The organism is Herbaspirillum sp. SJZ106 (assembly GCF_006715495.1).
Classification (GTDB): Bacteria; Pseudomonadota; Gammaproteobacteria; order Burkholderiales; family Burkholderiaceae_D; genus Herbaspirillum.
The window spans coordinates 876,141-899,495 of record NZ_VFNI01000001.1 but is presented as its reverse complement, the minus strand read 5'-3'; the positions used below and the strand labels follow the sequence as shown (position 1 = coordinate 899,495).

The window sequence follows — 23,355 nt, the reverse complement described above, 5'->3', positions numbered from 1 at the left end:
TTTCTTGGCTTACTTGGCGCCGGCCTGGAACCAGGCGGCGATTTCGGAGCGTTCCTCGTCGGTCATCTGCGTCATGTTGGCCAGCGGCATGTCCTTGGTCTGCACCGCGCGCTGGAACACCTTGGCAGCGTGCTGGCGGATCAGCTCGGGCGTCTGCAGCATCATGCCGGCCGGCGCAGTGGCAAAACCGGCCTGGGTCGGCTTGTCGGAATGGCAGCTCGCGCAGCGCTGGGTGATGATAGCCTGGATCTTGGCGAAATCGGGCGCTGCCGGCGCCGCTGCCGCCACTGCGGCAACCGATCCATCGGCGGCAGGCACGGCAGACGCAGCGGCTACCGGCACTATCGGCGCCACCGGACGCGGTGCGATCGCCACCGCCACGGCCAGCAGCAGGGCCACGCCGGCAATCGGGTAAGCGATCGATACCCGGCCCTTGTGGCGCAGGTTGAAGAAGTGGCGGATCAGCACGCCGGCCGCCATGATGGCCGCCAGCACCAGCCAGCTATACGCGTGCGTATAGGTCATCGCGTAGTGGTTGCTGATCATGATGAACAGGATCGGCAGCGTGAAGTAGTTGTTGTGCACGCTGCGCTGCTTGCCGCGACGGCCGTGGATCGGGTCGGGCGACTTGCCTTCCTTCATCGCTTCCACCAGCTTGCGCTGGCCGGGGATGATCACCATCAGCACGTTGCCCACCATGATGGTGCCGATCATGGCGCCGACATGGATGTAGGCGGCACGGCCCGACAGCAGGTGCGTGAGCATGTAGGCCACGGCCACGATGAAGACGAACATTACCAGCCCCAGCAAGCCTTCTTTCTTGCCCAGCGGCGACTTGCACAACAGGTCGTAGACGATCCAGCCCGCCACCAGGGTGCCGATGCCCACCCCCACGGCCTCCAGGCCGGTGAGGTTGGCGACCGACTTGTCGACCATCATCGCCGAGGCGTTGAAGTAGTAGACGATGAACAGCATGGCGATGCCGGTGATCCAGGTGGCATATGCCTCCCACTTGAACCAGTGCAGTTCTTGCGGCAGTTCGGCCGGCGCCACCAGGTATTTCTGCGGGTTGTAGAAGCCGCCGCCGTGCACCGCCCACAGTTCGCCGGACACGCCTTTCTTCTCCAGCTCGCTGCCCGGCTTGGGCGGACGGATGGAGTTGTCCAGCCAGACGAAATAAAATGAGGCGCCGATCCAGGCGATGCCGGTGATCAGGTGCAGCCAGCGCACCAGCAGGTTGGCCCATTCGATGCCGTACGATACCAATAATGCTTCCATGTCTTCCCCAACTCAGGATTCCCGTCCGCCACCGCAGGCACTCCGGACAGGCGAGGCATTGCCTCAGTAAAGGGCCGTCATGAAAACCCGTCCGCCCGGCTGCAGGATGGCTGGCGCAACGGCAACAGTGCCGCGCGGCAATGCGATTCTGAGTGGATGAGGAGCTTCCTGCGAGGCGGGAATATCTGGCGCGGCGGCTTGCGGCCCCGTACCGGTCTCCTGCCGTCGCTGCCGCTACGACCCGATGGCTTCATGTCGCGCCATCTGTTCTTGGATTACTTCCCGTCCCCCGCTTCGTACCATCGCGCCCTTGCGGGTCGAGGATTTCCGTGGCATGGGACGGTTGCACAGAAGATAAACGCCGCCAGGCTCTCCAGACATCGCTCGCAACGTATATTTGACATACGCATGTCCATATACAAAAATGACTCGTAAATGTGGGACGCTTGCGGTCGTGCGCAATTTACTTCATTAACCAAACGCTTGCCGCCCTCCCTTCGGCTGGACGGCAGGCAAAAAAGGCCGCAGAGACCGGCCGGCGCATGAAAGCGAATCCAATTGGCCATGGCACGGCGGTTGCTTCCCGTCCGGCGCGTTTCGCACCGCCGCCGCGAACCGGAAACAGCATGTGACGCAATAAACCAGCACGCCCGCGATCCCGATCGCGGGCGTCGACAGAGTGAACGAAAAACCGTCACCTACCCTTTTGCGCGATCACCACGCGCTTGAACGAAGAACCCGGAGACATCCACATGTCCAGGCTGCCAGACCATCTCGACATCCACCTCATCCGCATCCTTTACCTGCTGTTGTGCGAGAAGAACGTTTCACGCGTGGCCCTGAAACTGAACCAGCCGCAGCCGTCGATCTCGGCCTCGCTACGCAAGCTGCGCGAACTGACCGGCGACCCGCTGCTGGTGCGCGGCGCGCGCGGCATGGTGCCGACCCAGCACGGCGAAAGCCTGCTGAAGCCGGCCAAGCGCATCCTGGACGAGACCGAACGCCTGTTCGTGCCCAAGAGCGCCTTCGTGCCGCAGGACGAGGAACGCACCTTCCACATCGCCGCGCCGGACTACATGAACACGCCCTTCTTCACCGAAGTGATCGCGCGGCTGCGGCGCGAGTCGCCCAGGAGCCGCATCGTGATCCACGCGCTCGGCCCCGAGACCGATTACGTGCGCCTGCTGTCGGACGGCGAACTGGACCTGGTGATCGCCAACTGGGACGAGCCGCCGCCGCACCTGCACCTGTCGAAACTGTTCGACGATCCCATCGTCTGCCTGATGCGCGCCGACTGCGCCTACGCCAAGCGCACCGCGCGCGACGCCATGAGCATCGAGGATTACCTCTCGCTGCCGCATGCCGCGCCCTCGCAGATCTTGCCGGGTTACCACGGCACCATCGATACTTTCCTGGAAAAGCAGAATTTGCGCCGCAATGTGGTGGTGGAATCGGCGCATTTCCGTATGCTTCCGTATATGGTGGCGCAAACCGATCTGGTGCTGACCGCCGGCCAGCAGTTCGCCAGCTTCTACGAGAAGCTGCTGTCCCTCAAAAGCTATGCGGTGCCGGTGAAGTTCCCGCCGCTGCGCTTCTATCAGTTGTGGCATGAACGCGTGCACCAGGCCACCGAGCACAAATGGCTGCGCGCCCAGGTCAGCGCCGCGGCCAAGATGATGGGAGGAGCGGCCGATCGCTGAAAGGCGGTCTGCGGCAGGCCGGCTCTGCGTCCATGCCGCATAAATTTCCTGTAATTGCCTGTAATTGCCTATAGCAGCATATATCGAAGGCCTGCCAAGCAGTATGCCGCACCTTATATATCGGGCCTGTGGGATTGCATTAGTATCCGGAGCACCAGGCCTGTATCCGAACACAGAAACGGGACAAGGAACTGACCGCGGAACCGCATTTTTCAACCGACAAGGCACGCCCTGGCAGGCGCGGCCACATGTCAGGTTCCGATACAAAAATCAAACCAGGAGACAGCCATGCAAACCCCTAGCCATCCGGTGGATGAACGCCTACCCGTATTCAAGCTGTTCGCACTGGGCATGCAGCACGTGCTGGTGATGTACGCCGGCGCCATCGCCGTGCCGCTGATCATCGGCGGCGCCTTGAACCTTCCCAAATCCGAAATCGCCTTCCTGATCAGCGCCGACCTGTTCTGCTGCGGGCTGGTCACCATCATCCAGAGCGCCGGCATCTGGAAATTCGGCATCAGGATGCCGGTCATGATGGGCGTGACCTTCGCCGCCGTCGGCCCGATGGTGGCAATGGCCAACAATCCCTCGCTGACCATCCTGCACATCTACGGCGCGGTCATAGCCTCCGGCCTCTTCTGTATCCTGGCTGCGCCCTACATGAGCAAGCTGATGCGCTACTTCCCGCCGGTGGTGACCGGCACCGTGATCACCGTGATCGGCATCTCGCTCATGGGCGTGGGCATCAACTGGGCCGCCGGCGGCCAGCCGGTGATCGGCCAGCTGGTGGACGGCGTGTTCGTGAAGGTCCCCAACCCCGACTACGGCTCGCCGCTGTCGCTGTCGATCGCGGCCATCGTGCTGGTGTCGATCCTGCTGATCACCAAATACACCAAGGGCTTCATTTCCAACATCTCGGTGCTGATGGGCATGGTGATAGGCTTCGCGATCGCCTTCGCGCTGGGCAAGATCAGCTTCGCCGGACTGGACGAAACCGACTGGTTCGCCTTCATCAGGCCCTTCCACTACGGCATGCCGCAGTTCGACATCGCCTCCATCGTCAGCATGTGCCTGGTGATGATCGTGACCATGATCGAATCGACCGGCATGTTCATGGCGCTGGGCGACATCGTCGGCAAGAAGGTCGACGACAAGACGCTGGCGCGCGGCCTGCGCGTGGACGGCCTGGGCACCGTCATCGGCGGCTTGTTCAACACTTTCCCCTACACCTCGTTCTCGCAGAACGTCGGCTTGGTGGGCGTGACCGGCGTGCGCAGCCGCTTCGTCTGCGTAGCCGCCGGCGTGATCCTGATCGCCTTCGGCCTGTTCCCCAAGATGGCCCACGTGGCCGCCTCGATCCCGCAGTTCGTGCTGGGCGGCGCCGGCATCGTGATGTTCGGCATGGTGGCGGCAACCGGCATCAAGATCCTGTCCAAGGTCGATTTCCACGCCAACCGCAACAACCTGTTCATCGTCGCCATCAGCATCGGCGTGGGCATGATCCCCATCGTCGCCCCGACCTTCTTCGACAAGATGCCGCACGTCCTGGGCACCATCTTCCACAGCGGCATCCTGCTGGCCTCGGCCATGGCGGTGCTGCTGAACCTGTTCTTCAACGGCCGCGGCTCGCAGGAAGACGTGGCGCGCTATGCGGTCGCCGCGGCGCAAAGCTCGGACCATTGAGAAAACGCGGATGAAATGGCAATGCCGTTCAGTTAAGTGCTGAACGGCATTCGTGTTTGCGGGGTTCAGGCGCCGTCCGGCGGAAAATGGGAGGTTATATCCGCCGCGTGATAAGCGAAATCGCATACGGCCCAGATGAAACCGTTGATGCCATCCGAGCCAAGATGTTTTAAAGTCTAGGCTACCGCCCAAAACCGCCCGCATGGCGGCTTTGGACGACATACAGGCGCAACAATCGCGGCCGACAATCGCAAAAAACAGATACCGGCGACCGCAACACCGAACAACCGAAGAGACCGGGGCCAATCCGCCCGGCAAACACATGACGACCACACTGGAACAACTCAACAACGCCGAAGCCTCCGCCTTCATCGCCGCCCTGCACGGCATCTACGAGCATTCGCCCTGGATCCCCGAGCGCGCGGCCGCGCAGCGCCCGTTCCGCAACCTCACCGCCCTGAAGCTGGCGCTGCAGAAGGTGGTCGCCGACGCCAGCCGCGCCGAGCAACTGGGCCTGATCCGCGCCCACCCGGAACTGGCCGGCAAAGCCGCCATCGCCGGCGAACTGACCGCCGAATCGACCGGCGAACAAGCCAGGGCCGGCCTCAACATGTGTTCGCCGGAAGAATTCGCCACGCTGCAAAAGCTCAACGCCGACTACAACGCCAGGTTCGGCTTCCCCTTCATCCTGGCGGTCAAGGGCCCGACCGGCGCCGGCCTGACGCGCCAGCAGATCATCGCCACCTTCACCCGCCGCCTGCGCAACCAGCCGGAAGACGAACTGCGCGAGGCGCTGCGCCAGATCGGCCGCATCGCCGAGATGCGCCTCAACGACCTGACCGGCCACAAGCCGGCGCTGGGCGCCACCGTAATGCAATGGGCCGAGGAAATCGGCGCCATGTCGGAAGACGAAGGCGCGCTGACCTGCACCTACCTGACCGACACCCACCGCCGCACCGCCGACCAGATCGCGCACTGGATGCGCGAAGCCGGCATGCACGTACACATCGACGCGGTCGGCAACGTGGTCGGCCGCTACCTCTCCACCGACCCGCAGGCCAAGACCCTGCTGACCGGCTCGCACTACGACACCGTGCGCAACGGCGGCAAGTACGACGGCCGCGAAGGCATCCTGCTGGCCATCGCCGCCGTCAAGCACATGAACGAACGCGGCGAGACCCTGCCCTTCCACTTCGAAGTGATCGGCTTCTCGGAAGAAGAAGGCGTGCGCTTCAAGAGCACCTTCCTCGGCAGCAACGCCGTCACCGGCCAGTTCGACCTGAACCTGCTGGGCCTGCAGGACCGCGACGGCATCACCATGCGCGACGCCATCACCCAGGCCGGCCACGACGTCGCCGCCATCCCCAAGATCGCGCGCGACCCGTCCGACATCCTGGGCTACGTGGAAGTCCACATCGAACAAGGCCCGGTGCTGCTCAACCGCGACCTGCCGGTCGGCATCGTCACCTCCATCGCCGGCAGCTCGCGCTACCTGGTCGACCTCAAGGGCGTGGCCAGCCACGCCGGCACCACCCCGATGAACATGCGCAAGGACGCCGGCGCCGCCGCCGCCGAGATCATCCTCTACGTGGAACAGCGCTGCTCGCAAGACCAGCACGCCTCGCTGGTCGGCACGGTCGGCCAGTTGCAAGTGCCGCGCGGCTCGACCAACGTCATCCCCGGCGCCTGCCAGCTCTCGCTCGACATCCGCGCCGCCCGCGACGACGTGCGCCTGGCCGCGGTCGCCGACATCCTGGCCAAGATCAACGAAATCTGCGAACGCCGCAGCGTCGACGCCAAGATCGAAGAAACCGTCTCCGCCCCCGCCGCCCCCTGCGCGCCGTGGCTGATGCAACAACTCGCCGCCGCCACCGAACGCGCCGGCATCCCACCGTTCGAACTGGCCTCCGGCGCCGGGCACGACGCCATGGCAATCGCCAGGATGACCGATGTCTGCATGCTGTTTACCCGCTGCGGCAACGGCGGCATCAGCCACAACCCGCTGGAAACCATGACGGCGGACGATGCGGAAGTGTCCGGGCAGATCCTGTTGGATTTCTTGCGTAGTTTCAAGGCGAAGGCCTGAGCGGCATTAACGACGCTGGGTCCTGACTTTCGTCAGGACGACGGAGAAAGCAAAATAGCAAGCCACTGCACCGATGCCGCAGGCGAGCAGCGAGCAGCAAGCACCGCGAGGCCGAAGGCGAGCCGGCTACGCATTCCCCTTGTGGGCCAGCCGCCGGAGCGCGGAGAAAAATGGATCAGCAAGGCAGTCGGAGCGTAGCGACTCTGCCTTGCCCATTTTTCTCCGCGCTCCGGCGGGAACCCCGAAGGGGCTGGCACTTAGGGGCCGCCTTTCTTTGCTTACTTTCTTTGGCGGGCCAAAGAAAGTGAGCGGCTGCCGGGCCGCCCCCGGCACTCCCCTCCGATCGAAGAAAGAAAAGCATTAAGCCAGTACATCGACCAGCAGCAAGACCAGACTACCCAACAACAGCAACAGAAACAGAAAAAAAACCCTCCGACGCAGCGTTAATAGGGACAAAAAAGGGACTCCACTGTCACCTGCGCCGACAAAGCACCAACACCAACCCATAAGGAACAAAAAAGGAGTCCCTCCCATGCAACAAGCAAAAGACCAAACCCTGCTGATCAAGAACGCCAAAGTCGTCGTCACCATGAACGACGCCAGGGAAGAAATCAAAGACGGCGCCATCTTCATCCGCAACAACGTCATCGAACAAGTCGGCCCCAGCGCCGAGCTGCCGCAACAAGCCGACGAAATCATCGACGCAAGACACCACGTCGCCATCCCCGGCCTGGTCAACACCCACCACCACATGTACCAGAGCCTCACGCGCGTGATCCCCGCCGCGCAAAACGGCGAACTGTTCAACTGGCTGACCAACCTCTATCCGATCTGGGCCGGCCTCACGCCCGAGATGATCAAGGTCTCCACGCTGACCGCGATGGCCGAACTGATCCTCTCCGGCTGCACCACCAGCAGCGACCACCTCTACATCTACCCCAACCAGACCCGCCTGGATGACAGCCTGGAAGCCGCCGCCGAAATCGGCATGCGCTTCCACGGCGCGCGCGGCGCCATGAGCGTGGGCCAGTCCAAGGGCGGCTTGCCGCCGGACCGCGTGGTGGAAGACGAGGAAGCCATCCTGAAAGACACGCGCCGCCTGATCGAGACCTACCACGATGCAAGCCGCCACGCCATGCAGCGCATCGTGGTGGCGCCCTGTTCGCCGTTCTCGGTCTCGCGCGACCTGATGCGCGAAGCGGCCAACCTAGCGCGCCACTACCAGGTCTCGCTGCATACCCACCTGGCCGAAAACGTCAACGACATCGCCTATAGCCGCGAGAAATTCAACATGACCCCGGCCGAATACGCCGAAGACTGCGGCTGGGTCGGCCACGACGTCTGGCACGCCCACTGCGTGCAGCTGGACGACCACGGCATCGACCTGTTCGCCCGCACCGGCACCGGCGTGGCGCACTGCCCCTGCTCCAACATGCGGCTGGCCTCCGGCATCGCCCCCATCCGCAAGATGGTCGATGCCGGCGTGTCGGTCGGCCTGGGCGTGGACGGCAGCGCCTCCAACGACTGCGCCCACATGATGGGCGAAGTGCGCCAGGCCATGCTGCTGCAGCGTGTCGGCTTCGGCCCGGACGCCATGACCGCGCGCCAGGCGCTGGAAATCGCCACGCTGGGCGGCGCCAAGGTCTTGAACCGCGACGACATCGGCGCATTGAAGCCCGGCATGTCGGCCGACGTGGTGCTGTTCGACACGCGCCAGATCGGCTTCGCCGGCGGCCTGCACGATCCGGTAGCGGCACTGGTGTTCTGTACCCCGGCCAATGCCGCCTGGAGCATCATCAACGGCCGCGTGGTGGTGCGCGAAGGACAGCTCGCCACCATCGACCTCGGCACGGTGATGGAGCGCCACAACGCGCTGTCGCTGGAACTGGCCGAAGCGGCGCGCTGAGGATCGCGCCCCAATCAGTCCTTCCGCCAACCGGGCATCGTCACAGATGCCCCAGGCGTCGCATAGCGGATCGGAACAGCCTTCATCCGGGGCTGTTCCGACGGCGCCGCAACACTACAAGAGCAAGGGCAGCCGACCGGCTTGCCAGCTTGCCGCCGCAGAACAATAAAAAATTCGCCTGATTTTTTGGCACAAGACTTGCAATCAGGGTGACGGGGAATCGTTCGCTGCATCGCTCAACGCTCACAACAGCTTCACCAGTGCATCCGGCCTGACGCCGGTTGCGCGCGTGCGCATGGATGCCTGCGGGAAACGATGTTTCTTCGTTACATCACTTTTTTCCCGAACAACGCTCGCGCCAAAGGTCCACCATGAACATTGCCAACATGAAAATCGGCACCCGCCTCGCCATCGGCTTCGGCGTCGTGATTGCGCTCCTGATCGCCATTGCCGTCCTCGGCAATGCCCAGCTCGCCCGGCTGACGGACGGCATCAACCTGATCGTCAAGGACCGCTATCCCAAGACCGTGATGGCCAACACCATCCAGATCCAGGTCAACAAGATCGCGCTCGACATCCGCGACATCCTGCTGAGCGCCGACGCCGAGCGCATCAAGGCGCTGGCGGCCGATGCGGCGGCGGCGGACAAGAAGATGAACGAAGGCCTGATGAAAATGCGCGCGGTCGCCCGCACCGACGAGGACAAGCACTACATCGAAGCCGCCATCGCCGCGCGCGACGCCTACCTCCCGGCGCGCGACAAACTGATGGCGCTGGCCCAGGCCGGCCAGGTCGACGAAGCCAAGGCCTTCCTGCCCCAGCAATTCATGCCGGTGCAGGTCAAGTACTTCATCGCGCTCGACGCCATGTTCGACTACCAGGGCGGGCTGATGGACGCGGCAGGCGAAGCCGCCGGACACGATTCCTCCAGCGCCCGCACCATCATCAACAGCCTCGCCGTGGCGGCCTTGCTGCTGGCCGCGGTGGTAGCGCTGCTGGTGTCGCGCAGCATCACGCGTCCGCTGCTCAACGCGGTCAATGTTGCCCGGCGCGTGGCCGACGGCGACCTCAGCACGCGCGTCGAAGTGAAGTCAAAGGATGAAACCGGCGAACTGATGGCGGCCCTGAAACTGATGAACGAAAACCTCGGCGCCATCGTCAGCCGCGTGCGCAGCGGCACCGATACCATCAACCATGCCTCCGGTGAAATCGCCAGCGGCAACATGGACTTGTCCTCGCGCACCGAGCAGCAAGCCGGTTCGCTGGAAGAGACCGCCTCGGCCATGGAAGAACTGACCTCCACCGTCAAGCAAAATGCCGACAACGCGCGCCAGGCCAAGCAGTTGGCGAGCTCCGCCTCGGGCGTGGCGGTCGAAGGCGGCGCCGTGGTCAGCCAGGTGGTCGACACCATGGCCTCGATCAACGAATCCTCGAAGAAGATCGTGGACATCATCGGCGTCATCGACGGCATTGCCTTCCAGACCAACATCCTGGCCCTGAACGCCGCCGTCGAAGCCGCCCGCGCCGGCGAGCAAGGCCGCGGCTTTGCGGTGGTGGCCTCAGAAGTGCGCTCCCTGGCCCAGCGCAGCGCCACCGCCGCCAAGGAAATCAAGGCCCTGATCGAGGATTCGGTGACCAAGGTCGACACCGGCAGCAAGCTGGTGGCGCAAGCCGGCTCCACCATGACCGAGGTAGTCTCCAGCGTCAGGCGCGTGACCGACATCGTCGCCGAGATCAGCGCCGCCAGCCAGGAGCAAAGCACCGGCATCGAAGAGATCAACCGCGCCATCACGCTGATGGATGAATCGACACAGCAGAACGCGGCGCTGGTGGAAGAAGCTGCCGCCGCCGCGCAGGCGATGCAGGAACAGGCGGCGCAGTTGATGGAGGCGGTCAGCGTGTTCAAGCTGGAACAAGGCGCGATGCCGGCCACTGCCGCCAGGCCGGCGACGAACGTCAAACAAGCGGCGCCAGCAGTAAAGATGAAGGCACTGCCCCAGAAGCCGGCAGCCGCCGCGAACAAATCGTCCGATGCGCCTGCGGTGGCTTCCGCCAAGGTGGCGGACGGCGACTGGGAACAGTTCTGAACGGATCGGATTTCCCGCACCAAAACGACAAAGGCGCCCGAGGGCGTAATGCCGTTCAGTTAAGGCGAACCCTTAATCACACTCATCACAGACCCCGTTCGGGCTGAGTAGGCCCGCCAGGGCCGTATCGAAGCCAGCGTGTCACCGTTAGCGGTCTTGCCTGCCCCTCGATACGCTGCTGCGCAGCTACTCAGGGCGAACGGAGTCTGGACTGCACAAACGCAAATGCCGTTCAGCGTTTAACTGAACGGCATTACACCTTGAGCACCTTTGTCGTTGGAGCCAGGCTTTCTTCAATACCTCACCCCCACACCTCCGCCAACCGCAACAGATTGGTGCTCCCCGGCTGCCCGAACGGCATACCGGCGGTGATCGCGATCTGGTCGCCCTTCCTGGCGAAGCCTTCCTTCAATGCTGTCTGGCAGGCGGCACTGACCATGTCGCTTTCGTTGTGGATCTGGTCGCTGATGGTGGAATGCACGCCCCATACCAGCGCCAGGCGGCGCGCCGTCGCCAGTTGCGGGGTAATGCTGAGAATCGGCGCCATCGGCCGTTCGCGGGCCGCGCGCAGGCTGGTGTGGCCGGAGCTGGTGTAGGTCACGGTGGCAGTGGCGCCGACGATGCCGGCCACGTCGCGCAGGGCCGAGCAGATGGCGTCCGAGCGGTTGGGCTGCGGCGTCTCGTGCTGGGCGTCGAGCATGTTGCGGTACAGCGGGTCGCGCTCCACTTCGGCGATCACGCGATCCATCATCGAGACCGCCTGCAGCGGGTAAGCGCCGTTGGCCGACTCGGCCGACAGCATCACGGCGTCGGAGCCGTCATAGATGGCGCTGGCCACGTCCGAGACTTCGGCGCGGGTGGGCACCGGGGCGGTGATCATCGATTCCAGCATCTGGGTGGCGATCACGATCGGCTTGCCGTGCTGGCGGCACACGCGCAGGATGCGCTTCTGGGTGCCCGGCACGCGCTCGGGCGGCAGTTCCACGCCGAGGTCGCCGCGCGCCACCATGATGGCGTCCGAGGCGCGCACGATCTCGTCCAGGCGGTCCAGCGCGGCGGGCTTTTCCAGTTTCGACAGCACCGCGGCGCGGCCGCCGATCAGGCTGCGCGCTTCTTCCACATCTTCCGGACGCTGCACGAAGGACAGCGCGATCCAGTCGGCGCCCATGTCCAGCGCGAATGCCAGGTCGCGCCGGTCCTTCTCGGTGAGCGCCGGGATCGGCAGCACGGCATCGGGGACGTTGACGCCCTTGCGGTCGGACAGCGCACCGCCGTTGACCACGCGGGTGCGGATAGTCGCGCCGTCGCTGTATTCCACCTGCAGGCGCAGCTTGCCATCATCCAGCAGCAACGACTGGCCGGCGGCGATGGCTTCGAACAATTCGGGATGCGGCAGGCAGACGCGACTGGCATCGCCGGGTTGCGCATCGCGGTCGAGCGTGAACGCCTGCCCTTGCTGCAATGTCACCTTGCCCTCGGCAAACTGGCCGATGCGCAGCTTGGGGCCTTGCAGGTCGGCCAGCACGGCGATCGGGCGGCCGGCCTCGCGCTCTACCGCGCGCACGATCTGGTAGCGCGCCTGGTGGTCGGCATGGGTGCCGTGGCTGAAGTTGAAACGGAAAACGTCGGCGCCGGCTTCGAACAGCGCCTGGATCATTTCGCGGGAAGCGCTGGCGGGGCCGAGGGTGGCGACGATTTTAGCCTGGCGTTGGCGGCGCATGGTGGGGGGCTCCAGTGGTGGGATTATTTGAGTAGTCTGGTCTTGCTACTTATCGATGTACTGACTTAATGCCTATCTTTCTCCGGACGAAGCGGAGCGCCGGGAGCGGCCCGGCAGCCGCTCACTTTCTTTGGCCCGCCAAAGAAAGTAAGCAAAGAAAAGCGGCCCTAAGTGCCGGCCCTCCTTCGGAGGGCTGGCCCACAAGGGGGAAAGCGTTACCGGCTCGCCTTCGGCATCGCCCGGTTAGTACAAATCAATCGCTTCAGGCCTTGGCGATCTCGTGGTTGGACAGGATCTCCACCGCGCGGCACAGCGCCGAATGGTCCAGGCCGCTCATGCCGTTGGCGGCGCAGGCGTTCATCAGTTCCTGCGCGGCGGCGGTGTTGGGCAGGCTGATGCCGAGTTGCTTGGCGCCTTGCAGGGCCAGGTTCAGGTCCTTCTGGTGCAACTCGATGCGAAAGCCGGGATTGAAGGTGCGCTTGACCATGCGCTCGCCGTGCACTTCCAGGATGCGCGAGGAAGCGAAGCCGCCCATCAGCGCCTGGCGCACGCGCGCCGGATCGGCGCCGGCCTTGGAAGCGAACAGCAGCGCTTCGGCCACGGCCTGGATGTTGAGCGCCACGATGATCTGGTTGGCGACCTTGGTGGTCTGGCCGTCGCCGTTGCCGCCAACCAGGGTGATGTTCTTGCCCATCAGTTCGAACAGCGGCTTCACATCGTTGAAGGCGGACTCCGAACCTCCCACCATGATGGTCAGCGAAGCGGCCTTGGCGCCGACTTCGCCGCCCGAGACCGGGGCGTCCAGGTACTGGCAGCCCAGCGCGTTGACCTTTTGCGCGAAGCCCTTGGTGGCGATCGGCGAGATCGAGCTCATGTCGACCACGATCTTGCCGGCCGACAGGCCTTCGGCCACGCCCTTGTCGCCGAACAGCACGGCTTCCACGTGCGGGGTGTCCGGCACCATGACGATGACGATGTCGGCGCGCTTGGCGACTTCGGCGCCCGAGGTGCAGACGGTGGCGCCGCCTTCCAGCAATGCCGCCGGCGGGTTTTTCTGGTCGTGCAGGTAGAGCTTGTGGCCGCCCTTTTGCAGGTTTTCCGCCATGGGTGCACCCATGATGCCCAGGCCAATGAATCCGACTTTTGCCATGCTGTTTCTCCTTGATGATTGATGTTATGTCGATAAAGCTTAAAGGCCGTGTTCCTTGATCCAGCCCAGTCCCTCTTTCGTTCCGGCCTTGGGCTTGTACTCGCAGCCGATCCAGCCTTGGTAGCCGATCTCGTCGAGGAAGCGGAACAGGTAGCGGTAATTGATCTCGCCGGTGCCGGGTTCGAAGCGGCCGGGATTGTCGGCCAGTTGCACGTGGGCGATCAGCGAGAGGTTGGCCTTGATGGTGTTGGCCAGTTCGCCTTCCATGCGCTGCATGTGGTAGATGTCGTACTGCACGAACAGGTTGTCCGAACCGGTGGACAGGATCAGTTCCAGCGCCTGTTTGGTAGTGTTGAGGAAGAAGCCCGGGATGTCGAAGCTGTTGATCGGCTCGATCAGCAGGCGAATGCCATGCTCCTTCAGCTTGCCGGCGGCGTACTTCAGGTTGCCGACCAGGACTTCGCGCGCGGCTTCGCGCGAGACGCCAGGCGGCAGGATGCCGACCAGGCAGTTCAATTGCTGCACGCCCAACGCGCGGCCGTAGCGGATGGCGTCGTCCACGCCGGCGCGGAATTCGGCCACGCGATCCGGATGGCAGGCGATGCCGCGCTCGCCGCCGTCCCAGTTGCCGGCCGGCAGGTTGTGCAGCACCAGTTGCAGCTTGGCCGCGCGCAGGCGGTCGGCGATCTGCTCGGGATCGAAGGCGTAGGGGAACAGGAATTCGACGGCCTTGAAACCGGCGTCGGCGGCCGCCTGGAAGCGGTCGAGGAAAGGCTGTTCGGTGAACAGCATGGTGAGGTTGGCAGCAAGTTTGGTCATGGGTGCTCCTATCGTTTTTCTATTTCCCCGTTCGGGCTGAGTAGCCGCACAGCGGCGTATCGAAGCATCGCCGTCATCCGCGCCTTCGATACGCACCTTCGGCGCTACTCAGTCCGAACGGATACATATCCTTCCGGCCAAAAGGTGGCGTCGCTCTTGCCGGCGACTTTTGTCTCCTCTTCGGATCGGTGCAATGCAGCGACTCAATTCAGCCGCTCAGTCGAGCATGCTGATGGCAGTCGGCGCGTGTTCCGGCTTGGTGGCCAGTTCCTCGAATTCATTGATGGCGTCGATCTCGGTGCCCATGGCGATGTTGGTGACGCGCTCCAGGATGATTTCCACCACCACCGGCACGCGGAACTCTTCCATCAGGCGCCTGGCTTGCGCGAAGGCGTCCTGGATGCCGTTGGGATCGGTCACGCGAATCGCCTTGCAGCCCAGGCCTTCGACCACGGCCACGTGGTCCACGCCGTAGCCGTTGAGTTCCGGCGCGTTCACGTTCTCGAACGCCAGCTGCACGCAATAATCCATGTCGAAGCCGCGCTGCGCCTGGCGGATCAGGCCGAGATAGGAGTTGTTCACCAGCACGTGCAGGTAAGGCAGGTTGAACTGCGCGCCCACGGCCAGTTCTTCGATCATGAACTGGAAGTCGTAGTCGCCCGAGATCGCCACCACCTTGCGCTTGGGATCGGCGGCGACCACGCCCAGCGCGGCGGGGATGGTCCAGCCCAGCGGGCCGGCCTGCCCGCAGTTGATCCAGTGGCGGTCCTTGTAGACATGCAGGAACTGCGCGGCGGCGATCTGCGACAGGCCGATGGTGGCCACGTAGCAGGTCTCGCGGCCGAAGGCGCGGTTCATCTCTTCATACACGCGCTGCGGCTTGACCGGCGTTTCATTGAAGTTGGTCCGGCGCAGCATGCTCTTCTTGCGCTGCTGGCATTCGGCCAGCCAGGCCGAGCGGTCGGGCAGCTTGCCGGCGGCCTTCATTTCCTTCGCCACGTCGACGAAGAGCTTCAAGGCGGCGCCGGCGTCGCTGACGATGCCGTAGTCGGGGCCGAACACGCGGCCGATCTGGGTCGGTTCGATATCGACATGGACGAACTTGCGGCCCTTGGTGAAGACGTCGATGGAACCGGTGTGGCGGTTGGCCCAGCGGTTGCCGATGCCCAGCACGAAATCCGACGCCAGCATGGTGGCGTTGCCGTAGCGGTGGCTGGTCTGCAGGCCGACCATGCCGGCCATCTGCGGGTGGTCGTCGGGGATCGCGCCCCAGGCCATCAGCGTGGGGATGACCGGCACGCCGGTCAGTTCGGCGAACTCCACCGCCAGCGCGGCAGCATCGGCATTGACCACGCCGCCGCCGATGGTCAGCAGCGGGCGCTCCGATTCGTTGAGCATGGCCAGCGCCTTTTCGATCTGGGCACGGGTGGCCACGGGGCGATAGACCGGCAGCGGCTCGTAGGTATCGGGGTCGAACTCGATCTCGGCCATCTGCACGTCGAACGGCAAGTCGATCAGCACCGGGCCGGGGCGGCCCGAACGCATCAGGTGGAAGGCCTGCTGGAACACGCGCGGCACCAGCGCCGGCTCGCGCACGGTGACGGCCCACTTGGTGACCGGCTTGGCGATGGATTCGATATCGACCGCCTGGAAGTCTTCCTTGTACAAACGGGCGCGCGGCGCCTGGCCGGTAATGCACAGGATGGGGATGGAGTCGGCCTGGGCCGAGTACAGGCCGGTGATCATGTCGGTGCCGGCCGGGCCCGAGGTGCCGATGCACAGGCCGATGTTGCCGGCCTTGGCGCGGGTGTAGCCTTCCGCCATGTGCGAAGCGCCCTCGACGTGGCGCGCCAGCACGTGCTTGATGCCGCCATGGCGCTTCAGCGCCGAGTAAAACGGGTTGATCGCCGCGCCCGGCACGCCGAAGGCTTGCTGGCAGCCTTCCTTTTCCAGCACATAAACCGCCGCGTCGACTGCTCTCATCTTTGCCATGTTGTTCTCCAGGATTGCTGATTGCGATAAGGTGATGGCCGCCCTTGGCGGGCATACCGTTCTCCGATTCATTCTGGAGCCCATCCTAATCGCTACAATTGCGGTTGATAAGAACAATAAAAATCTGTTTATTACTTATCAAAAGTATGGAAACATAGAAAAAGTATTGAATTGGATCGGATAATGGACAAACTCAAACAAATTGAAGCTTTTGTCTTGGTGGTCGATAAAGGCAGCCTGGCGGCGGCCGCGCTGGAAGAAAAAGTGACGCCGGTGATGATGGGACGGCGCATCGACGCCCTGGAAAAACGCCTGGGCACCAAGCTGATGCACCGGACCACGCGCCACCTGACGCTGACCGAACAAGGCAGCGTGTTCCTCGACCATTGCCGCAAGCTGCTGGAGCAGATGGAGACGGCCGAGAAAAGCATCGCCGAAGGCCGCCACAAGGCCACCGGCCACCTGGTGGTTTCCACCCCCGCCGCCTACGGCCGCCTGCACGTGGCGCCGCATGCCCCGGCTTTCCTGGCGGCGCACCCGGAGGTGCAGATCTCGTTCAACCTGACCGACCGCGTGGTCGACCTGGTGCGTGAAGGCTACGACCTGGGCATCCGCATCGGCGGCGCGATCGAGCCCAGTTTCGTGGCCGTGCGCCTGGCCAGCAACCGCCGCGTGGTGTGCGCCTCGCCCGAATACCTGCACAGGAACGGCATGCCCAAGACGCTGGATGACCTGTCCGGCCACAATTGCCTGGCCTTCAATCTGCAGGGCGGCCAGCAGCGCGGCTGGTATTTCCAGCAAAATGGCAAGCCGGTGATCGTCAAGGTGCAGGGCAACCTCGATTGCAACGACGGCGAACTGCTGCACCGCTGGGCCGGCGAAGGCCTGGGCCTGGCCTGGCGCTCGACCTGGGAAATCCAGGCGCAACTGGCCTCGGGGGAACTGGTGACGGTGCTGGACGACTATGCCCTGCCCCACTACGACATCATGGCGGTGTATCCGCAGCAGCGGCACCTGCCGGCCAAGACGCGGTTTTTCATCGATTACCTGAAGGAGATTTATGCGCAGCCGGATTATTGGAACCGGGCGGCGGCGAAGCCATGAACGATATCGGCATCAACGGGATTCCATACCCCTGCATCCGCAATGCGCCGCGCCAGCCCTCTTGCCACCAACCTTTTTTAAGCGCCTCATATACATATAACCATATGTTTATAGTGGCTATTTCCCGCGACTTACGTCCTCACCATGAAATTCAACGACATTACGTACGCTGCAACCAATACGCATACAGCAACGCCCATTTTTTGCCAGCAAGTGAAGCAGGCAAGTTTTCCGGCGTATAAAAAAGGACCAAACGGAGACAACCAATAATGAACGCGCTAGACAACTACTTCAAACTCAGCGAGAACGGCACCACCGTCCGCACCGAACTGCTGGCAGGCCTGACCACCTTCCTGACGATGGCCTACATCATCTTCGTCAACCCTTCCATCCTGGGCGACGCCGGCATGCCCAAGGATTCGGTGTTCGTCGCCACCTGCCTGGCCGCCGCCATCGGCACCCTGATCATGGGCCTGTACGCCAACTACCCCATCGGCCTGGCGCCCGGCATGGGCCTCAACGCCTACTTCGCCTACGCGGTGGTCAAGGGCATGGGCTTCCCCTGGCAAGCTGCGCTGGGCGCGGTGCTGATCTCGGGTTGCCTGTTCCTGGTGGTCAGCCTGCTGCGCGTCCGCGAACTGATCATCAAGAGCATCCCCAAGTCGCTGAGGACGGCCATTCCGGCCGGCATCGGGCTGTTTTTGGCGATCATCTCGCTCAAGAGCGCCGGCATCATCGCTGCCAACCCGGCCACTTTCGTCACCATGGGCGACCTGCACCAGCCGGCGGCGGTGATGGCCATCATCGGCTTCCTGGTGATCGTGGCGCTGGACAAGATGAAAGTGCGCGGCGCGCTGCTGATCGGCATCCTGCTGGTGACGGTGCTGAGCTTCTTGTTCGGCGGCAACCACTTCAGCGGCGTGTTCGCGCCGCCGCCGTCGCTGGCGCCGACCTTCCTGCAGCTGGATGTGAAGGGCGCGCTGTCGATCGGCTTGCTCAACGTGGTGCTGGTGTTCTTCCTGGTCGAGCTGTTCGACGCCACCGGCACGTTGATGGGCGTGGCCCAGCGCGCCGGGCTGATGAAGGAAGGCAAGATGGATCGCCTCAACAAGGCGTTGATGGCTGACAGCACCGCCATCGTCGCCGGCTCCCTGCTTGGCACCTCCAGCACCACTGCCTATATTGAAAGTGCAGCCGGGGTACAGGCAGGCGGCCGCACCGGCCTGACCGCCGTGGCGATTGCCGTGCTGTTCCTGCTGTGCCTGTTCATCGCGCCGCTGGCGGGCGTGGTGCCGGCTTATGCGACTGCGCCGGCGCTGTTCTTCGTGGCTTGCCTGATGGTGCGCGAACTGGTGCACATCGATTGGGACGACACCACCGAATGCGTGCCGGCCGTGATCACCGCGCTGGTCATGCCCTTCACCTACTCGATCGCCAACGGCCTGGCGCTGGGCTTCATCAGCTATGCCGGCCTGAAGCTGCTGACCGGGCGCGTGAAGGACGTGTCGGTGGTAATCTGGATCATTGCCGCGATCTTCCTGTTCAAGCTGATCTACCTCGGCGAATAAGGCAGCGGCAAGCAAAGGCAGTAACCAACAACAGTAACCAACGGCAGTAACCAACGGCAGTAACGGGATGCGCCGCGCAAGGCGGTGCATCCCGGGATTGTCAAACGATGGAATTGGACAATCGTCCTCGACAAAACGGGACGGACAATCAGTTCCATCCTTTGAGAACCCCGGCACGTTTCTTGAATGCATGTCAGCGCAAGAAACGGCAGTGCAGGAAGCAGAAAAAGATCCGCCCATGCGCGGAACAAGCGCTTCCCGCTCGCTCGAACAATAAGAGTGCGCCCCACGATTCGCCCTGGAGCGCGCCGCAAAGCAGCAACTGTTTTGTAGACAATTACATAGAGCCAACACATGTCAGAACCGATTCGCCCCATCCAACGCCCTGTCCAGTTCTATTACCGTGGAGAGATCCGCCAGGCCCAGGGCCTGCCCAATACCCGCACCGTGTTGCAGCACCTGCGTGAGGACCTGCATTGCACCGGCACCAAGGAAGGCTGCGCCGAGGGCGACTGCGGCGCCTGCACGGTGGTGCTCGGCGAGCTGCACGACGGCAGGCTGGAATTGAAGACCGTCAATTCCTGCATCCAGTTTTTACCGACGCTGGACGGCCGCGCGCTGTTCACCGTGGAAGACCTCAAGCAATCCGACGGCTGCCTGCATCCGGTGCAGCAAGCCATGGTGGAATGCCACGGTTCGCAATGCGGCTTCTGCACGCCGGGCTTCGTGATGTCGCTGTGGGGCCTGTACCTCAAGCATGACCAGGACGGCATCGCGCCGAGCAAACGCGAGATCGACGATGCGCTGTCGGGCAACCTGTGCCGCTGCACCGGCTATCGCCCCATCATCGACGCCGCGCGCCGCATGGGCCAGTTGCCGTCGGTAGAGTTCGACCGCGAACAGGTGGCGCAGGCCTTGCGCGGCATCCAGCGCGAAGAACCGCTGGCGGTCACCCACAACGGCCAGACTTTCCATGCCCCGCGCACGCTGGCGCAACTGGCGCAATTGCGCAGCGACCTCCCCCAAGCGCGCATCCTGGCCGGCTCGACCGACGTCGGCCTGTGGGTCACCAAGCACATGCGCGATTTGGGCGACATCATCTACATCGGCCAGGTGGAAGAACTGCGCCGGATGCAAGAGCGGGACGGCTTCCTGGAAATCGGCGCCGGCATTTCGCTGGAGCAGGCCTACGGCGAACTCAACAAGCATTACCCGCAAGAACTCTCCGAGATGTGGCAGCGCTTCGCCTCGATGCCGGTGCGCAATGCCGGCACCCTGGGCGGCAATGTCGCCAACGGCTCGCCCATCGGCGACTCGATGCCGTGGCTGATCGCGCTCGGTGCGCAGATCGTCCTGTTCAGCGTGGACGGCCGGCGCACGATGCCGCTGGAAGACTTCTACATCGCTTACCAGAAGTCGGCGCTGCAGCCCAACGAAATCGTGCAGGCGGTGCGCGTGCCGCTGCCGCGCGCCGGGGTGCAGTTCCGCGTCTACAAGCTGTCCAAGCGTTTCGACCAGGATATCTCGGCCGTGTGCGCCGCCTTCGCCTTCACGCTGGACGGCGGGCGAGTGAAGGAAGCGCGCATGTGCTACGGCGGGATGGCCGCCACGCCCAAGCGCGCGACGCAAGCCGAAGCCGTCCTGAACGGGAAGGACTGGAGCGAAGAACAGGTGCGCGCCGCCATGGCGGCCATGGCGCAGGACTACGCGCCGCTGTCGGACATGCGCGCCACCTCGGCCTACCGCCTGCGCACCGCGCAAAACCTGCTGTACCGCTACTGGCTGGAGACCCGCGCCGAGGCGCCGCTGGCGGCCGACGCGGTACGCGCCTTCGCCGTCGCGGCGGCGTGAGCGTGACAGACAGAATGAGCTGGAGAGAACGATGAACAAGCAAACTGAAGAATTCATGTCCAGGCTGGCGCTGCCGCCCAAGGGCTGGGCCGAGGTCGGCAAGCCGCACCCGCACGAGTCGGCGCAGCTGCACGTGACCGGCGAAGCCACCTATACCGACGACATCGTCGAGCTGCAAGGCACGCTGCATGCGGCGCTGGGCCTGTCGCAAAAGGCCCACGCGAAGATCCGCGACATCGACCTGTCCAAGGTCAAGGCCTCGCCCGGCGTAGTGGCGGTGTTGACCGCGGCCGACATCCCCGGCGAAAACCAGTGCGGCGCCATCATCAAGGACGACCCGGTGCTGGCCGACGGCCTGGTGCAGTACGTGGGCCAGCCGATCTTCATCGTGGTGGCCGACAGCCATGACAACGCACGCCGCGGCGCGCGCTGCGCGGTGATCGACTATGAGGAACTGGAACCCATCCTGACCCCGCGCGCGGCGCATGCGGCGCAGTCCTACGTGCTGCCGCCGATGCACCTGACGCGCGGCGCGCCGGCCGCAGCCCTGGCCCAGGCGCCGCACAAGCTCAAGGGCCAGTTCGACGTCGGCGGCCAGGAGCAGTTTTATCTCGAAGGGCAGATTTCCTACGCTATCCCCAAGGAAGGCCGCGGCATGCATGTGTATTGCTCGACCCAGCACCCCAGCGAGATGCAACACCACATCGCGCACGTGCTGCATGTGGCCTCGCATGACGTGCTGGTGGAATGCCGGCGCATGGGCGGCGGCTTCGGCGGCAAGGAATCGCAGTCGGCGCTGTGGGCCTGCGCGGCCGCGGTGGCGGCGGTGCGCCTGCGCCGTCCGGTCAAGCTGCGCGCCGATCGCGACGACGACATGATCGTCACCGGCAAGCGCCACTGCTTCGCCTACGACTACGAGATCGGCTATGACGACAACGGCCGCATCGTCGCGGCCAGGGTCGACATGGTCTCGCGCGCCGGCTTCTCGGCCGACCTGTCCGGCCCGGTGGCGACCCGCGCGGTGTGCCACTTCGACAATGCCTACTACCTGTCGGACGTGGAGATCCACGCCATGTGCGGCAAGACCAACACCCAGTCCAACACCGCCTTCCGCGGCTTCGGCGGCCCGCAGGGCGCCATCGCGATCGAATACATCATCGACGAGATCGCCCGCAATCTCGGCAAGGATGCACTGGAAGTGCGCCGCGCCAACTTCTACGGCAAGAGCGACGCCGATGGCCCCGATGCCCGCAACACCACCCACTACGGCCAGAAGGTGGAAGACAATGTGATCCACGCGCTGGTTGACGAACTGGAGCGCACCAGCGACTACCAGGCGCGGCGCCAGGCCATCGCCGCGTTCAACGTCGGCAACGAAGTGCTGAAGAAGGGCCTGGCGCTGACGCCGGTGAAGTTCGGCATCTCCTTCAACGTGCCGCACCTGAACCAGGCCGGTTCGCTGGTGCATGTCTACACCGACGGCTCGGTGCTGGTGAACCACGGCGGCACCGAAATGGGCCAGGGCTTGAACACCAAGGTGGCGCAGGTGGTGGCCAACGCGCTGGGCCTGCCGCTGGAGCGCGTGCGCTGCACCGCCACCGATACCAGCAAGATCGCCAATACCTCGGCCACCGCCGCTTCCACCGGCAGCGACCTCAACGGCAAGGCGGCGCAGGACGCGGCGTTGCAAATCCGCGCGCGGCTGGCGCAAGTGGCGGCCAAGCGCTTCAATGTCGAGGTTGCCGACGTGCGCTTCGCCGACGGCCTGGCGATTGCCGGCGAACAGTCGCTGGCCTTCCCCGACCTGGTGATGCTGGCCTATCTGCAGCGCGTGCAACTGTGGTCGGACGGTTTCTACTCGACCCCGCGCGTGCACTGGGATTCCAAGACCATGAACGGCCACCCGTTCTTCTATTACGCCTATGGCGCGGCAGTGGCCGAAGTGGTGATCGACACCCTGACCGGCGAATGGAAACTGCTGCAGGCCGACCTGCTGTACGACGCCGGCGAAAGCCTGAACCCGGCCATCGATATCGGCCAGGTGGAAGGCGGCTTCATCCAGGGCATGGGCTGGCTGACCACCGAGGAACTGTGGTGGAACAAGGACGGCAAGCTGATGACGCACGCGCCCTCGACCTACAAGATCCCGGCGATCTCGGACTGCCCGGCGCAACTGCGCACGGCGCTGTTCAAGAACAGCAACGTGTCCGACACCATCCACCGCTCCAAGGCCACCGGCGAGCCGCCGCTGCTGCTGCCGTTCTCGGTGCTCCTGGCCATCCGCGATGCGGTCTCGGCGGTGGGCGGCCATCGCGTCAACCCGCCGCTGCGCGCGCCGGCCACGTCCGAGGCCATCCTCGACGCGGTGGATGCGGTGCGCGCGGCCGCGGCGACCCAGTAAAGGAGCATTC

15 protein-coding genes are annotated in these 23,355 nt (G+C 64.1%); 10 read left to right on the top strand and 5 right to left on the bottom strand.

The genetic code is table 11. The features are described 5' to 3' along the window. Positions 1–9 precede the first annotated feature (9 nt). On the bottom strand, positions 10–1,278 hold the full coding sequence (locus FB598_RS03925) for a urate hydroxylase PuuD (protein WP_141913069.1): 1,269 nt from the start codon (positions 1,276–1,278) through the stop codon (positions 10–12). Between the two features lie 752 nt (positions 1,279–2,030). On the opposite strand from FB598_RS03925, the gene FB598_RS03920 reads away from it, so the two are divergent. From FB598_RS03920 to FB598_RS03900, 5 genes are all read left to right on the top strand, one after another. Next, positions 2,031–2,978 carry a LysR substrate-binding domain-containing protein gene (locus tag FB598_RS03920; RefSeq protein WP_141913067.1) on the top strand — a complete coding sequence of 316 codons (948 nt, stop codon included), beginning with the start codon at positions 2,031–2,033 and terminating at the stop codon, positions 2,976–2,978. Positions 2,979–3,266: 288 nt separating this feature from the next. After that, complete coding sequence (locus tag FB598_RS03915; RefSeq protein ID WP_141913064.1) at positions 3,267–4,661, top strand: nucleobase:cation symporter-2 family protein; 1,395 nt, start codon at positions 3,267–3,269, stop codon at positions 4,659–4,661. A 322-nt stretch (positions 4,662–4,983) separates the two neighbouring features. Next, positions 4,984–6,747, top strand: coding sequence for an allantoate amidohydrolase (locus FB598_RS03910; RefSeq protein ID WP_141913061.1), 1,764 nt, complete (start codon positions 4,984–4,986; stop codon positions 6,745–6,747). Between the two features lie 532 nt (positions 6,748–7,279). Continuing rightward, positions 7,280–8,653, top strand: a complete 1,374-nt coding sequence (locus FB598_RS03905; protein ID WP_141913059.1) for an 8-oxoguanine deaminase — start codon at positions 7,280–7,282, stop codon at positions 8,651–8,653. Positions 8,654–9,024: 371 nt separating this feature from the next. Next, the gene (locus FB598_RS03900; protein ID WP_141913057.1) at positions 9,025–10,740 is read left to right on the top strand and encodes a methyl-accepting chemotaxis protein; all 1,716 of its coding nucleotides are present in this window, start codon (positions 9,025–9,027) and stop codon (positions 10,738–10,740) included. 301 nt (positions 10,741–11,041) lie between these two features. Here the strand turns inward: FB598_RS03900 and pyk are convergent, their stop codons facing one another. The 4 genes from pyk to gcl all read right to left on the bottom strand — a co-directional run bounded on the left by pyk (position 11,042) and on the right by gcl (position 16,421). Next, the gene (gene pyk, locus FB598_RS03895; RefSeq protein WP_141913054.1) at positions 11,042–12,460 is read right to left on the bottom strand and encodes a pyruvate kinase; all 1,419 of its coding nucleotides are present in this window, start codon (positions 12,458–12,460) and stop codon (positions 11,042–11,044) included. A 262-nt stretch (positions 12,461–12,722) separates the two neighbouring features. Continuing rightward, positions 12,723–13,610, bottom strand: coding sequence for a 2-hydroxy-3-oxopropionate reductase (glxR, locus tag FB598_RS03890; protein WP_141913052.1), 888 nt, complete (start codon positions 13,608–13,610; stop codon positions 12,723–12,725). 39 nt (positions 13,611–13,649) lie between these two features. Further along, entirely contained in the window at positions 13,650–14,429 is a 780-nt protein-coding gene (gene hyi / locus FB598_RS03885; protein WP_141913049.1) for a hydroxypyruvate isomerase, read from the bottom strand. A 216-nt stretch (positions 14,430–14,645) separates the two neighbouring features. Further along, positions 14,646–16,421: a glyoxylate carboligase gene (gene gcl, locus FB598_RS03880; protein WP_141913046.1), complete on the bottom strand. Its 1,776-nt coding sequence runs from the start codon at positions 16,419–16,421 to the stop codon at positions 14,646–14,648. Between the two features lie 183 nt (positions 16,422–16,604). Here gcl and FB598_RS03875 point away from each other — a divergent pair, with 183 nt between their 5' ends. The 5 genes from FB598_RS03875 (at position 16,605) to xdhB (ending at position 23,345) form a co-directional block, all read left to right on the top strand. After that, complete coding sequence (locus FB598_RS03875) at positions 16,605–17,525, top strand: LysR family transcriptional regulator (RefSeq protein WP_141913044.1); 921 nt, start codon at positions 16,605–16,607, stop codon at positions 17,523–17,525. Continuing rightward, positions 17,522–17,767 carry a hypothetical protein gene (locus FB598_RS03870; RefSeq protein ID WP_141920717.1) on the top strand — a complete coding sequence of 82 codons (246 nt, stop codon included), beginning with the start codon at positions 17,522–17,524 and terminating at the stop codon, positions 17,765–17,767. The genes FB598_RS03875 and FB598_RS03870 overlap by 4 nt, the downstream gene beginning before the upstream one ends. Before the next feature lie 27 nt (positions 17,768–17,794). Then, positions 17,795–19,093: an NCS2 family permease gene (locus FB598_RS03865; RefSeq protein WP_141913042.1), complete on the top strand. Its 1,299-nt coding sequence runs from the start codon at positions 17,795–17,797 to the stop codon at positions 19,091–19,093. A 354-nt stretch (positions 19,094–19,447) separates the two neighbouring features. After that, positions 19,448–20,944, top strand: a complete 1,497-nt coding sequence (gene xdhA, locus FB598_RS03860) for a xanthine dehydrogenase small subunit (protein ID WP_183405805.1) — start codon at positions 19,448–19,450, stop codon at positions 20,942–20,944. Between the two features lie 31 nt (positions 20,945–20,975). After that, positions 20,976–23,345, top strand: coding sequence for a xanthine dehydrogenase molybdopterin binding subunit (gene xdhB / locus FB598_RS03855; RefSeq protein ID WP_141913040.1), 2,370 nt, complete (start codon positions 20,976–20,978; stop codon positions 23,343–23,345). Positions 23,346–23,355: the final 10 nt, after the last annotated feature.

Coding starts and splice junctions, on each gene's coding strand:
- FB598_RS03865 (WP_141913042.1), top strand. CDS start 17,795: ATGAACGCGCTAGACAACTACTTCAAACTCAGCGAGAACGGCACCACC.
- xdhA (WP_183405805.1), top strand. CDS start 19,448: ATGTCAGAACCGATTCGCCCCATCCAACGCCCTGTCCAGTTCTATTAC.
- FB598_RS03915 (WP_141913064.1), top strand. CDS start 3,267: ATGCAAACCCCTAGCCATCCGGTGGATGAACGCCTACCCGTATTCAAG.
- FB598_RS03910 (WP_141913061.1), top strand. CDS start 4,984: ATGACGACCACACTGGAACAACTCAACAACGCCGAAGCCTCCGCCTTC.
- gcl (WP_141913046.1), bottom strand. CDS start 16,421: ATGGCAAAGATGAGAGCAGTCGACGCGGCGGTTTATGTGCTGGAAAAG.
- FB598_RS03925 (WP_141913069.1), bottom strand. CDS start 1,278: ATGGAAGCATTATTGGTATCGTACGGCATCGAATGGGCCAACCTGCTG.
- pyk (WP_141913054.1), bottom strand. CDS start 12,460: ATGCGCCGCCAACGCCAGGCTAAAATCGTCGCCACCCTCGGCCCCGCC.
- hyi (WP_141913049.1), bottom strand. CDS start 14,429: ATGACCAAACTTGCTGCCAACCTCACCATGCTGTTCACCGAACAGCCT.
- FB598_RS03905 (WP_141913059.1), top strand. CDS start 7,280: ATGCAACAAGCAAAAGACCAAACCCTGCTGATCAAGAACGCCAAAGTC.
- glxR (WP_141913052.1), bottom strand. CDS start 13,610: ATGGCAAAAGTCGGATTCATTGGCCTGGGCATCATGGGTGCACCCATG.
- FB598_RS03875 (WP_141913044.1), top strand. CDS start 16,605: ATGGACAAACTCAAACAAATTGAAGCTTTTGTCTTGGTGGTCGATAAA.
- FB598_RS03920 (WP_141913067.1), top strand. CDS start 2,031: ATGTCCAGGCTGCCAGACCATCTCGACATCCACCTCATCCGCATCCTT.
- FB598_RS03870 (WP_141920717.1), top strand. CDS start 17,522: ATGAACGATATCGGCATCAACGGGATTCCATACCCCTGCATCCGCAAT.
- xdhB (WP_141913040.1), top strand. CDS start 20,976: ATGAACAAGCAAACTGAAGAATTCATGTCCAGGCTGGCGCTGCCGCCC.
- FB598_RS03900 (WP_141913057.1), top strand. CDS start 9,025: ATGAACATTGCCAACATGAAAATCGGCACCCGCCTCGCCATCGGCTTC.